Below are 12,214 nucleotides of genomic sequence, written 5' to 3'. Positions count from 1 at the left end.
TATCTATAGGAAGCGCTATCTACAGGAAGCGTTTAGAGCACGCCACCGGCACGCAACGCCGCCAGCTCTTCCGTGGATTTACCCAGAAGTCGTTGCAGGGTGTCGTCGGTATCCTCGCCCAGCAGGGGCGGCGCCTTCCGGTACTCCTGTTGCGTCTTCGAGAACTTGATCGGGTTGGCGATCCCCGGCACCTTGCCCAGCTGGGGGTGTTCCAGCTCCAGCTTCATATTGCGGGCAATCACCTGCGGATCCTCGAAGACCTCCTGAATGTTCTGGATCGGCCCGCAAGGCACACTGACGGTGACCAGACGGTCCATCCACTCCCGGCTGGTGCGGGTACGGGTGACCTCACAGAGCTTGCCGACCAGTTCCTGGCGATGGATGACCCGCCGTGGGTTGGTGGCGAAGCGCTCATCCTCCGCCAGTTCCGGGCAGCCCATGGCCTTACACAGACGCTGGAACTGGCCGTCGTTGCCCACGGCGATGATGACCTGACCATCGCTGGTCGGGAACGGCTGATAGGGCGCAAGATTCGGGTGATACTCACCGGTCCGCCCCGGCGCCTCACCGCTGCAGAAATAGTTGAGCGCCTGGTTGGCCATCCAGCTGACCTGCACATCCAGCAACGCCATATCGATGTGCTGGCCTTCGCCGGTGTTGGTCCGGTGGTGCAGGGCCGACAGGATCGCAATCACCGAATTCATCCCGGTGGTCAGATCCGCCACCGCCATACCGACGCGCTGGGGACCGGCACCCGGCTGGCCATCCGCCACACCGGTGATGCTCATCAGGCCCGACTGGGCCTGGATCAGGTAGTCGTAGCCGGCGTGACTGGCCATGGGACCGGTCTGGCCAAAGCCGGTGACCGAGCAGTAGATCAGTCCGGGGTTGATCTGTGACAGGGCCTCATAATCCAGCCCCTTCTTGGCCAGGCCGCCGGTCTTGAAATTCTCCACCAGTACGTCGCATTCGGCCGCCAGCTCCCGGATCAGGGCCTGGCCTTCGGGCTTGCCGATGTCCACGGTCACCGAGTGTTTGCCGCGGTTGGCGGACAGATAGTAGCCGGACTGACTGGTGGGCTTGCCCTCGGCATCTTTCAGCCAGGGCGGCCCCCAGTGACGGGTATCGTCGCCCAGGCCCGGACGTTCGATCTTGATCACCTCCGCCCCGAGGTCAGCCATGATCTGGGTGCACCAGGGACCGGCCATCACCCTCGACAGATCCAGAACCCGAATTCCTGACAATGGACCAGACATTACAACCTCCTGATTCAAGCCGCGTCTTGCGCGTTACGAATGATTTGCTTGGCGATGACCAACTGCTGGATCTGCGAGGTGCCCTCGTAGAGCCGGAACAGCCGCACGTCCCGGTAGAACCGCTCGACACAGTACTCGCTGATGTAACCGGCGCCGCCGTGGACCTGGACCGCACGATCGGCCACCCGGCCCACCATCTCCGTGCAGTAGAGTTTGCAGCTGGCCGCGTTCATGGCGACCGACGCCCCGGCGTCGTAGGACCGGGCGGTTTCCTCAACCATGCATTTGCCGGCGTAGTACTCGGTCTGACTGTCCGCCAGCATCGCCTGCACCAGCTGAAAGCTGGCAATGTCGCTACCGAACTGTTTGCGCTGGGTGGCGTAGCTGACACTTTCGTCGATCAGCCGCTTGGCCGTGCCCACGCTCAAGGCACTGATGTGCAGTCGACCCCGATCCAGCACCTTCATGGCGGTCTTGAAGCCCTGGCCTTCCTTGCCGCCAATCAGGGCATCGACGGGCACGCGTACGTTGTCGAAGATCACGTCGCAGGTATGCGCGCCTTTTTGCCCCATCTTCTTGTCCGGCTTGCCCAGGGAGATGCCCGGAAGCCCGGCGTCCACCAGAAAGGCCGAGACGCCACGACCGCCCTCTTCCCGAGTCCCGGTGCGGGCCATCACCGTGAACACGCCGGCCCGCGGCGCGTTGGTGATGAAGCGCTTGCTGCCGTTCAGCACATACACGTCGCCGTCACGACGCGCGCTGGTCATCACCGAGCCGGCGTCGGACCCGGCATCGGCCTCGGTCAGGGCAAAGGAGCCGATCAGCTCGCCGCTGGCCAGCTTCGGCAGGTACCTGGCTTTCTGCTCGTCCGTGCCATCAATGATGATGCCCTGGGAGCCAATGCCCACGTTGGTCCCGAACATGGAGCGAAACACCGGCGAGGTATAGCCCATTTCCTGGATGATGGCGACTTCGTCACTCATGCTCAGGCCCAGGCCACCAAATGCCTCCGGGATGGACAGGCCGAACAGGCCCATCTCCTTCATTTCCTCGATGACGTCCTCGGGAATGCGGTCTTCCTCGGCGACCTGCATCTCCAGGGGTACCAGTCGCTCGCGCACGTACCGACGCACGCTGTCGACAAATTGATTCAGGGTTTCTTGATCGAGTGCCATCACGGCCTCCCAGTTCTCTTTGATATCAACAGCTGACCGGGCCTGCAGACAGCTCCAAAATTCAGCTCCATCGCAAGGCCAGAGGACCTCCCGAGCAGAGCGTTCGTTTACGGTTCCAGTCGGTTAGGAAGCGGGTGCCATCAGCGCAATCAGGGCGCAAAGACCGCTGCTGAGCGTCAGCATCAGCAGGGAATACTGTCGGCTCCAGTCGTAGGACGCCTGATGGGCGCTGTAGCCCGTGCAGCGTTCCAGCAACAGGGAATTCGCCGAGTACGGAGTTCCGGCGATGGTGATGCCCCAGCCCGTGACGAGCCCCAGGCCCAGGGCCAGCAGGGCCGGCTCCGGCCAGATCGGGCCCAGGATTCCGCCGTACACCGTGGCCGAGATGATGGGATTGACGCCCACCGCGCCACCGCAGAAAAACAGCCAGGGGATGGCGAACGCCAGCACCGGATAGCCCCAGCTGGGCAGACTGAAATCGGCGCCGAGGGAATTCAGGGCCAGCATCGCGAGCGCCCCACCAAGGAACGACGACCCGCCCATGATCGCCAGCTCGTTGTTGACGTTGGCCAACGACGGCAGCGCCAACGTCCCCTCGACCAGCCGGCGGTACAGCAGACACAGCACCACCACGCTCAGGCAACTCAGGGTCACCGCCAGGGAGTACTTCAGGCTCACCCAGGTACTGAGCGCAAAGGCACTGACGCAGATAAACAGAACGATCGCCAGAAACCGCACCCAGGGCCAGAACGCCGACACGGTCTCCGACGGGCCGGACCGAGGAGTTTCCTGCTCCCGCGACCAGACACCCGCAACCAGGTAGAGCAAGGCAAAGGGCAGGCTCAGTGTCAGCAGCGTCCAGCTGTGCAGCCCCGGCAGCAGGGTGACCGTCATTACCACGGCAATCGACAGCGGCGACCCCATGGGCGAGGCGCCAAAGCCCCGGATCACCGCCCGGGCGGCGTTGCGCGCGGCCGGACTGTCGCCGGACTGGCTGATCTGGCTGCCGATCATGGTGGCGATCAGCCCGACCGAGCCGAAATTGAGCGGGATGGACAACACCCCGGTACCGGTGCTCAGCCCCAGGTAGCGGGCCACCGGGCGACCGCCAAAGAGGCTCTCGGAAATGACCGCCAGATCCTTCGAGGTGCCCAGGACCGCCGACAGCAGCATCACCGACAGAATCAGGCCGGTGATGCCCGCCATGCTTTCGGACGCGCTCAGCAACAGGTCAGGTTGGCGGACCAGGCCATACAGGCTGACCAGCACCATCAGCGACGCGATCACCCGGCCCACCGTGCGCAGTTCGGCCCAGCTCAGAAAGATCACCAAAGCCGCCAACACGGTCGCAGCCTGGGCACTTCCGGGCACCAGCGCGAAGGCGGCACAGGCCAGGGTCAGGTAAGCCACCAGCGACCGCAGCGCGGTCAGTCGAGCCGGGCTGATCATGACAGCGGCGCCACCCTGTCGGTGGCTATCTGGCCGGGAATCCGGATCAGCAAGGGACACCTATCAGCGAGCAAAGACACCGTTCTCATCGTCTCCGCCCAACACATAACGAAATGAGCCCTGAGCGGTGGCAACAAGGACGTCGCCAAGCGTCACCCGGGCTTCGGCAAAGAAGATTTTGCTGCCGCGCTTGAGCATGACCCCTTCGGCCCGAAGGACGCCCTCTTGCGCGGGACTCATGAACTGGGTGTTCAGGGAGATGGTGCTGCAACGCCGGATGTTGCCGGGCAGCGCGCAGTAGGTTCCGCTCAGTCCGGCGGCACTGTCGAGTAACGTGGTCAGCACGCCCCCGTGGACAAACCCGTTCCGGTTCAGCAGGTGTTCAGCCACGGGAATGGACGCCTGAACCCGGCCGGGCTCCCACGCCAGGACCCGGAATCCCAGGAATTCGCGAAAGCCGCCCAGGTTTTCGTTCTCGGCAAGCAGGTTTATGTCACTCATCTGGTTTCTCACTCTTTTCGCGCCCGTGTTGCGCGGGCCTTTTTCAGATGAGCAGCACGTTATCACTCGACAATGAATGCCGCTATTATATACTTTTTATATCACCCATCTTATTTTTATATAGCTGGCCAGCCTGCGTTAGGCCGCGCCCACGCCGGTCATTGCCCGAGCCCCAGAAGAGATTCCGAGAGCCTGTCATGCCATTCCAACCCAAGATCGACCTTCGCCAGCTCAACAGCTTCGTCACCATTGCCGACATGGGCAGCTTCAGCCGGGCATCGGAAAAGCTGTTCGTGGCCCAGCCGGCGCTGAGCCGGCAGATCCGGCTGATGGAAGAGGCGTTGAATGTGGAGGTGTTCGTTCGCCACGGCCGCGGAGTGGTGCTCACCGCCGCCGGGGAGCTGCTGTACGAAAAAGCCCAGACCATGTTCCAGGACCTGGAGCGGACCCAGGCGGATGTGTCGGCGATTGCCGGCGAAGTCACGGGACAACTGACCCTGGGCATGCTGCCCACCGCCGCCCACACCTTTTCCGGCGGTATCATCGAGGAGTTCCGTCGCCGCTACCCCCAGGTGACCCTGGCGATCAAATCCGCCATGAGCGGCACCCTGCAGCAAATGGTTTCGCAACACCGGGTCGACCTCGCCATCACCTACAACCACGGCAAGCTCAAGCACCTGCACTACACGCCCTTGATCGAAGAACGCTTTTACCTGGTGTCGCCACCCGGGACCGAGGTGGCCGGCCGCAGCGAGCTTACCCTGGATGAAGTGCTGGAGTTGCCACTGGTGATGCCGGAGGAAAAACACGGCTTGCGGGAGCTGATGGAGAAGGAGGCGATCAAACGCCACAAGAAGCTGGAGTTGGCACTGGAAGTAAACGCCTGGCCGCTGATGACCGATCTGGTGCGGCGGGGTCTGGGCTACACCATTCTGTCCTTCGCCAGCGTGCACGAACTGGTGCAGCGCCAGGAAGTGGTGGCCATTCCCATCCACTCCCCGGAAATCAACCGCTCACTGGCGATCGTCACCCCCAAGGACCTGCCCCCGTCCATCGCCGCGATCAAACTGGCGGAAACCATCATGAACCAGGTCACCCTGCAGGTGGATGACGGCATCTGGAAGGGACGCCCGCTGTTTCGCAACAACGCCCTGGACAACCTGACGGCGGCGAGCACGCCGAGTCAGGACGAGGACTGAGCCAAGGCCAGGGGTCGTGACAGCGGACAGGTCGGCTCGACCTGCCCGCCAGGAGCAGACCAGGGGTCAGTGCGCGACTTTCAGCACCACCTTCCCGGTCGCCCGCCGTTCGCTCAGGGCGCCCAGGGCCTTGGCGTAGTCATCGAACTCAAACACTTCGCTGATCTTCGGATCAATCTTGCCTTCCGAGTAGAGCTTCATCAGCTCCATCATGTTCTGGGCGCTGGCCTCCGGCTCACGCTGAGTGAAGCTGCCCCAGAACACGCCAACCACGGAACAGCCCTTCAGCAGGGTCAGGTTGGCGGGTACTTTCGGGATCTCACCGGCGGCGAAGCCGATGATCAGGTGGCGACCGTTCCAGCCCATGGCGCGCAGGGCCTGCTCGGTAAAGTCGCCGCCGACCGGGTCGTAGATGACATCCACGCCCTTGCCCTTGGTCAGGTTCTTGACCGACTCCTTCAGCGGCTCCTCGCTGTAATTGATCAGGTCATCGGCTCCGGCGGCCTTGGCAATGGCAAGCTTGTCGGCGGAGCTGGCGGCGGCGATGACGCGGGCACCCATGGCCTTGCCCAATTCCACCGTGGCCAGACCAACGCCGCCGCTGGCGCCCAGCACCAGCAGGCTTTCCCCGGGCTGCAGATTGGCGCGCTGTTTGAGCGCGTAATAGGAGGTGCCATAGACCATGGTGAAGGCGGCGGCTTTTTCGTCGGACATGCCGTCCGGCACCGGCAGCAGGTTCTGCTCGGGCACCACCACCTCTTCGGCGAAGGAGCCGTACCCGGTCAGACCGGCCACCCGGTCGCCCGGCTTGAAACGGGTCACCTTCTCACCCACCTCGATCACCTCACCGGCCATCTCGCCCCCCGGCGAAAACGGCATGTTGGGCTTGAGCTGGTACTTGCCCTCGATGATCAGGGTGTCCGGAAAGTTCAAACCGGCGGCCTTGACGCGCACCTTCACGCCCCGGCCTTTGACGTCCGGGCTGGGCACATCTTCGATGACCAGCGACTCGGCCGGCCCGTATTCCTTGCAGAGGATGGCTTTCATGGGGGCTCCTTATGTAATCATTGTTGTTGGCTCGGCATCAGACGCTGACGCGGCCATTGATCCGAATCCATCAAACTAAACAGTGTCACCCCATGAAGCAAATAAAGCTTCCTAATTGAATTTTATAAACCTCGTTAATTCGGCTCAGAGCATCGAGCCAGCGAAAACCAGCGCGCCCACAAGCCCGAGGGCAGCAACAATCAATCCAGCCTTGAGCCCGGGAGACACCACCGATGCCCCCGTGGTAGCGGCGCCCGGTTGCGGGTCATCGTAATTAACCAGCTTCTGGTCCTCGCTGGACTTGCGAATCAGGTCGATCATTTCCTCGCACTGCCGAGCCGTAAACGACGCAGGCTCAAAACTGACCAGGCCATGACTCTCGAGCAACCGCCGCACGTCCACCGAAAGCGGGACATATTTCATCGACCAGTTTTCAAAGGTCGTCTGCTGCAGCGGTTCCTCGATCAGGATCACGATGTTGGTGTGCCGATCATCCTCACGGATCTTTTGGAACAACTCCATCACTTCGGCCTCGTCTCCTTCGAGGTATTGGAAGAACCGGTTATTGCCGTAATAGAGACCGCCGGTCACATGGCGCTGGGCATTATTCCGACGTGATGTCAGCAGAATTCGGGCGACGTGCGGTTCGACACCCTTCTCCACGGGCTTGGATTGAAACGTGGCTTCACTGGCGTAGGCCAGGCGCATCAATGGCATGTGCAACACTCCCGGTTTATTAGTTGTAGTTGGCATACAACTACGCTCGCCGTCGACATTCCGGATCAAAAGGATACTGGGCTCAGGTCACCGGGATGAACCCGTGCCGGTTTTCAGCTATTCTTCGCGCAGCCCGTTTCGATACCCTGCAACCCATTGATCACCGGCCAGGTTCTCCCGTGTTCGACATCGTCTACCTTCTTGAAATGATCGGGATCATCGCCTTTGCCATCTCGGGCATGATCGTGGCGCGGGCCAAAAACATGGACCCGGTCGGCGTGTTTACCATCGGCTTCATCACCGCCATGGGCGGCGGCACCCTGCGCGACCTGATCCTGGACAACCACCCGGTGTACTGGATCCAGCACCAGGAGATGCCGCTGCTGATTCTGCTGCTGTCGGTGGTGTTCAGCTACTGGAACCGGGTCGACCGGATCAGGGCGGCGCGCATCGTCATTCCGGACGCCATCGGTCTCGGCGTGTTCTCCATCCTCGGCGCCCAGCTCGCCCTGGACCTTGGCCACTCGCTGTTCATCGCCGCCCTGCTCGGGGTCATGACCGGCACCTTCGGCGGTGCCCTGAGGGACACCATGTGCAACGAGGTGCCACAGATTTTCCGCAAGGATCAGATCTACGCCTCCATTTCCTTTGTCGGCTGCTGGCTGTATTTCCTCTGCGTCTGGCTGCTGGATAGCCAGGCGATCTCGCTCACCATTGGCCTGGTGTTCATTGCCGTTGTGCGCATTCTGGCGGTGCGTTTTGACATCCGGCTGCAACGGGATGCGTCGCCACACTGACTGCCCTGCTAATCGTTAGCTGGCTGTCAATCATCCCTTGGCCTCAGGGCCGTCAGTCGGTAAGATTGCGCTTTTTTTCACGCAATCCACGTTTCCCGTTCGAAACAGATTCCCAAATCCCAATTACTGGCATCCTGAGAGGCAGGCTCCCGTCATGCTTGAACGATTGTTCCAACTCCAGGCCCACGGCACGACGGTTCGTAAAGAACTGGTTGCGGGCATCACCACCTTCCTGACCATGGCCTACATCATCGTGGTCAACCCGAGCATCCTGTCGTCCACCGGCATGGATTTCGGCGCGGTGTTCGTGGCCACCTGCCTGGCCGCCACCATCGGCACCCTGATCATGGGCCTCTGGGCCAACTACCCGATCGCCCTGGCGCCGGGCATGGGTCTGAATGCCTTCTTCTCCTTTACCGTGGTGGGCAGCATGGGCTACAGCTGGCAGGTGGCCCTGGGCGCGGTCTTCCTGTCCGGTTCGATCTTCTTCCTGTTGAGCATCCTCAAGGTCCGTGAATGGATCATCAACAGCATTCCCATGTCACTGCGATTCGGCATTTCCGCCGGCATTGGTTTCTTCCTGGCACTGATCGCCCTGAAAAATGCCGGCATCGTGGTCGATAATCCGGCCACCCTGGTAGGCCTGGGCGACATCAAGGTGGCGGAAAGCCTGCTGTTCTTCGGCGGTTTTGTCCTGATCTGCGCGCTGTCGTTCCGTCAGATCACCGGCGCGGTGATGATCGGCATCATCGCCATCACTGGCATCGCCATGATGCTGGGCATGGTCGAGTACCAGGGCTTCATCTCGGCACCGCCGAGCCTGGCCCCCACCTTCATGCAGCTGGACATTGCCGGCGCCCTGAACGTGGGCATGATCAGCATTGTCTTTGCCTTCCTGTTCGTGGATCTGTTCGACACCTCCGGCACCCTGATCGGTGCCGCCCAGCGCGGCGGCCTGCTGGACAAGGACGGCAAACTGCCGCGCCTGGGCCGGGCCCTGATGTCCGACTCGGTCGCCACCATGTCGGGCGCGGCCATGGGCACCTCCACCACCACCAGCTATATTGAGTCCACGGCCGGCATTTCCGCCGGTGGCCGTACCGGTCTGACCGCGGTGGTGGTCGCTGCCCTGTTCCTGGCGTGCCTGCTGCTCTCGCCCATCGCCAGCATCATTCCGGCCTACGCCACCGCACCGGCCCTGATGTACGTCGCGGTCCTGATGACCGGCGGCCTGAAGCTGGTCGACTGGGACGACATCACCGATGCCGCGCCGGCGGTGGTAACGGCGCTGATGATGCCGCTGACTTTCTCCATCGCCAACGGCATTGCCATGGGCTTCATCACCTACGCCATCGTCAAGGCGTTGAGCGGACGCTGGTCCGACCTGAACGCCAGTGTCGTCATCATTGCCGTCGTCTTCGTGCTGAAATTCATCTTCCTGGATGCGGCCTGAGCCGCCTCCTGATTGATTACCGGATCTGTCATGGACTATTTCTCGGAAAGCATCAAAAAAGCCATTCGCACCGTGCCGGACTGGCCCAAGCCGGGCGTGGCCTTTCGTGACATCACCACGGTCCTGCAGGACCGGACCGCGTTCCGCAAGCTGATCGACGCCTTTGTCCACCGCTACCACGGTCAGGACATCGCGGCGGTGGCGGCAGTCGATGCCCGCGGCTTCATCATCGGCTCGGCCCTGGCCTACGAGCTGAACGCCTCACTGGTGCTGATTCGCAAGAAAGGCAAGCTGCCGTTCGACACCCTGGTCGAGGACTACGAACTGGAGTACGGCACCGCCTCGGTGGAGCTGCACAAGGACGCCTTCAAGCCCGGCGACAAGGTGGTCCTGGTCGACGACCTGATCGCCACCGGCGGCACCATGCTGGCGGCGACCCGGCTGATTCGCCGGATCGGCGCCGAGATCGTGGAAGTGGCGGCGATGATCGACCTGCCCGACCTGGGCGGCTCCCGCAAGCTGCAGGAAGAGGGTCTTCAGGTTTATACTGTCTGCTCGTTCGACGGAGAATAAGCAACAGACAGGAGACGGCCATGCACGACTACCAACATCACTGGAAAGACGGAACTCCGGTGCACCTGCCCCTCGGCAAGATAGTCTGCATTGGCCGCAATTACGCCGAACACGCCCGGGAACTGAACAACCCGGTGCCCGAGGAACCACTGCTGTTCATCAAGCCTGCCACCGCCGCGGTCCACATCACCCGCCCCCTGGCGCTGCCCAAGGACAAGGGTTCCGTGCACTACGAAGCCGAACTGGCGGTACTGATCGGCCGGCCGCTGACCAACGCGTCGGCGAGCGAGGCCGAAACCGCCATTCTGGGCTACGGCCTGGCCCTCGACCTGACCCTCCGGGACGTCCAGAGCCAGCTCAAGGAAAAGGGCCAGCCCTGGGAGCGGGCCAAATCCTTCGACGGCGCCTGCCCCCTGTCGCCGTTTGTGGCCTCGGACAAGTTCCGCAAGGACAACATCCACTTCACCCTGGATATTGATGGCGAGCGCCGCCAGACCGGGGACACCCACGACATGCTGAATCCGGTGGTGCCGCTGATCGCGCACATCAGCAGCCACTTCAGCCTGATGCCCGGCGATGTGGTGCTGACCGGCACGCCCAAGGGCGTGGGCCCGCTCGCCCCTGGCCAGACCCTGTCATTGGAGCTGGAAGACCTGCTGTTCGTTGAAACCAAAGTGGTTTAACCCCCGCGACCAGCAAACCTATCCCGGGTTGAGGACGTACAACTGGCATGGCTAAGAAACCGGTTACCTCCCGCAGTGGACGCTTCCTGAAACTCGCCGGCATGACCGCCTCCGTGGCCGGTCAGTACGCCGGCCAGCGCGCGCGTCGGATGTTCCGAAGCGAGAACGACGACGGCGCCCAGAGCGAAAGCTACACCCGCATGGCGGGCCAGATTGCAGACACCCTGGGCGAACTCAAGGGTGCGGTGATGAAGGTCGGCCAGATCGCGTCCCAGACCCAGGACTTCCTGCCCAAGGAATTCTCCGACGCCCTGCAGACCCTGCAGAAAGAAGCGCCGCCCATGCCCTTCCCGGTGATCGTGGCACAGATCGAATCGGAGCTGGGCCAACCGGTGGCGGAACTGTTCGAGTACCTGCAGGAAAAACCCTACGCCGCCGCGTCCATCGGCCAGGTGCATCGGGCCCGGCTGCACGACGGCACCGACGTGATCGTGAAGGTGCAGTACCCGGGGGTCGATGACTCCTGCGACTCCGACCTCAAGCAGCTGCGCATGGCCCTGAAGCTCGGCGGCCTGCTGCGCATGCCCAAGGAGGCGGTGGATCAGCTGTTCGGGGAAATCCGCGAGCGTTTGAAGGAAGAGCTGGATTACCTGAACGAAGCCGACAACCTGCGGCTGTTCAGAGGCTTTCACCAGCACGACAACTGGGTGATCATCCCGGCGGTGATCGACAGCCACTCCACCCGGCGGGTGCTGACCCTAGAACTGGTGGAGGGCGACCACGTCAGTGACGTCACGCCCGAGCGCTACGACCAGGACACCATCAACCTGATCGGCCACCGCATCTTCACCACCATGGCGGACCAGCTGTTCCGGTTCCAGTGCATCCACGGTGATCCCCACGCGGGCAACTTTGCCTATCGCCCGGACGGCTCGATCATCATGTACGACTTTGGCTGCGTGAAAAAACTCAAGCCGGAGATCGTCGAGTCCTACCGCAAGGCGCTGGTGGCCGCGCTGAAAGAGGATTACCAGGCCCTGGACCGGCATTTGATTGATCTGGGCGCGCGGGTGGAGAGCCAGCCGGCGGTGGACGAAGCCTACTACGCCATGTGGCGGGATATCCTGATCGTGCCCTTCGAACAGGACGAGCCTTACGACTTTGCCGAGTCCGACCTGCACAAGCACGTGGCCGCCAAGACCAGCACGGTGTTCAAGTACCTGGATTACTTCAAGCCTCCGGTGGAAAGTATTTTCATCGACCGGATGATCGCCGGCCACTACTGGATGCTCAAACGCCTGGGGGTGCAGGCCGCGTTCCGCTCGGAACTGGAAAAGTACCTGGACGTCGCGTCCTGACCCCTG

At 62.3% G+C, this 12,214-nt stretch carries 12 protein-coding genes; 6 read left to right on the top strand and 6 right to left on the bottom strand.

Annotated elements, in window-relative coordinates; genetic code table 11:
* Positions 1-32: 32 nt before the first annotated feature.
* The 4 genes from U5822_RS11395 to U5822_RS11380 all read right to left on the bottom strand — a co-directional run bounded on the left by U5822_RS11395 (position 33) and on the right by U5822_RS11380 (position 4,381).
* Positions 33-1,256 (bottom strand): CaiB/BaiF CoA transferase family protein, encoded by a 1,224-nt coding sequence (locus U5822_RS11395; protein ID WP_322855742.1) that lies wholly within the window; start codon positions 1,254-1,256, stop codon positions 33-35.
* A 14-nt stretch (positions 1,257-1,270) separates the two neighbouring features.
* Entirely contained in the window at positions 1,271-2,431 is a 1,161-nt protein-coding gene (locus U5822_RS11390) for an acyl-CoA dehydrogenase family protein (RefSeq protein WP_322855741.1), read from the bottom strand.
* 123 nt (positions 2,432-2,554) lie between these two features.
* Complete coding sequence (locus U5822_RS11385) at positions 2,555-3,880, bottom strand: hypothetical protein (RefSeq protein ID WP_322855740.1); 1,326 nt, start codon at positions 3,878-3,880, stop codon at positions 2,555-2,557.
* A 63-nt stretch (positions 3,881-3,943) separates the two neighbouring features.
* Positions 3,944-4,381, bottom strand: a complete 438-nt coding sequence (locus U5822_RS11380; protein ID WP_322855739.1) for a PaaI family thioesterase — start codon at positions 4,379-4,381, stop codon at positions 3,944-3,946.
* Positions 4,382-4,578: 197 nt separating this feature from the next.
* Here U5822_RS11380 and U5822_RS11375 point away from each other — a divergent pair, with 197 nt between their 5' ends.
* Positions 4,579-5,580 carry a LysR family transcriptional regulator gene (locus U5822_RS11375; protein WP_322855738.1) on the top strand — a complete coding sequence of 334 codons (1,002 nt, stop codon included), beginning with the start codon at positions 4,579-4,581 and terminating at the stop codon, positions 5,578-5,580.
* Positions 5,581-5,646: 66 nt separating this feature from the next.
* Here U5822_RS11375 and U5822_RS11370 read toward each other — a convergent pair whose 3' ends face one another.
* Both U5822_RS11370 and U5822_RS11365 read right to left on the bottom strand, forming a co-directional pair.
* Entirely contained in the window at positions 5,647-6,627 is a 981-nt protein-coding gene (locus tag U5822_RS11370) for an NADPH:quinone oxidoreductase family protein (RefSeq protein WP_322855737.1), read from the bottom strand.
* Positions 6,628-6,771: 144 nt separating this feature from the next.
* Positions 6,772-7,344: a BLUF domain-containing protein gene (locus U5822_RS11365; RefSeq protein ID WP_322855736.1), complete on the bottom strand. Its 573-nt coding sequence runs from the start codon at positions 7,342-7,344 to the stop codon at positions 6,772-6,774.
* A 179-nt stretch (positions 7,345-7,523) separates the two neighbouring features.
* On the opposite strand from U5822_RS11365, the gene U5822_RS11360 reads away from it, so the two are divergent.
* The 5 genes from U5822_RS11360 to U5822_RS11340 all read left to right on the top strand — a co-directional run bounded on the left by U5822_RS11360 (position 7,524) and on the right by U5822_RS11340 (position 12,208).
* Positions 7,524-8,141, top strand: coding sequence for a trimeric intracellular cation channel family protein (locus U5822_RS11360; protein ID WP_322855735.1), 618 nt, complete (start codon positions 7,524-7,526; stop codon positions 8,139-8,141).
* Between the two features lie 154 nt (positions 8,142-8,295).
* Positions 8,296-9,594 carry an NCS2 family permease gene (locus tag U5822_RS11355; protein WP_322855734.1) on the top strand — a complete coding sequence of 433 codons (1,299 nt, stop codon included), beginning with the start codon at positions 8,296-8,298 and terminating at the stop codon, positions 9,592-9,594.
* A 30-nt stretch (positions 9,595-9,624) separates the two neighbouring features.
* Positions 9,625-10,167: an adenine phosphoribosyltransferase gene (locus U5822_RS11350; protein ID WP_322855733.1), complete on the top strand. Its 543-nt coding sequence runs from the start codon at positions 9,625-9,627 to the stop codon at positions 10,165-10,167.
* A gap of 20 nt (positions 10,168-10,187) precedes the next feature.
* Positions 10,188-10,850 (top strand): fumarylacetoacetate hydrolase family protein, encoded by a 663-nt coding sequence (locus U5822_RS11345; protein ID WP_322855732.1) that lies wholly within the window; start codon positions 10,188-10,190, stop codon positions 10,848-10,850.
* Positions 10,851-10,897: 47 nt separating this feature from the next.
* Positions 10,898-12,208, top strand: a complete 1,311-nt coding sequence (locus U5822_RS11340) for an ABC1 kinase family protein (RefSeq protein ID WP_322855731.1) — start codon at positions 10,898-10,900, stop codon at positions 12,206-12,208.
* Positions 12,209-12,214: the final 6 nt, after the last annotated feature.

The organism is Marinobacter qingdaonensis, from assembly GCF_034555935.1.
GTDB classification, from domain to species: domain Bacteria; phylum Pseudomonadota; class Gammaproteobacteria; order Pseudomonadales; family Oleiphilaceae; genus Marinobacter; species Marinobacter qingdaonensis.
Note: the sequence above shows the minus strand (reverse complement) of the source record. Positions and strands in the feature narration are given on the sequence as shown.

Coding starts and splice junctions, on each gene's coding strand:
- U5822_RS11355 (WP_322855734.1), top strand. CDS start 8,296: ATGCTTGAACGATTGTTCCAACTCCAGGCCCACGGCACGACGGTTCGT.
- U5822_RS11365 (WP_322855736.1), bottom strand. CDS start 7,344: ATGCCATTGATGCGCCTGGCCTACGCCAGTGAAGCCACGTTTCAATCC.
- U5822_RS11390 (WP_322855741.1), bottom strand. CDS start 2,431: ATGGCACTCGATCAAGAAACCCTGAATCAATTTGTCGACAGCGTGCGT.
- U5822_RS11350 (WP_322855733.1), top strand. CDS start 9,625: ATGGACTATTTCTCGGAAAGCATCAAAAAAGCCATTCGCACCGTGCCG.
- U5822_RS11345 (WP_322855732.1), top strand. CDS start 10,188: ATGCACGACTACCAACATCACTGGAAAGACGGAACTCCGGTGCACCTG.
- U5822_RS11385 (WP_322855740.1), bottom strand. CDS start 3,880: ATGATCAGCCCGGCTCGACTGACCGCGCTGCGGTCGCTGGTGGCTTAC.
- U5822_RS11340 (WP_322855731.1), top strand. CDS start 10,898: ATGGCTAAGAAACCGGTTACCTCCCGCAGTGGACGCTTCCTGAAACTC.
- U5822_RS11395 (WP_322855742.1), bottom strand. CDS start 1,256: ATGTCTGGTCCATTGTCAGGAATTCGGGTTCTGGATCTGTCGAGGGTG.
- U5822_RS11375 (WP_322855738.1), top strand. CDS start 4,579: ATGCCATTCCAACCCAAGATCGACCTTCGCCAGCTCAACAGCTTCGTC.
- U5822_RS11370 (WP_322855737.1), bottom strand. CDS start 6,627: ATGAAAGCCATCCTCTGCAAGGAATACGGGCCGGCCGAGTCGCTGGTC.
- U5822_RS11380 (WP_322855739.1), bottom strand. CDS start 4,381: ATGAGTGACATAAACCTGCTTGCCGAGAACGAAAACCTGGGCGGCTTT.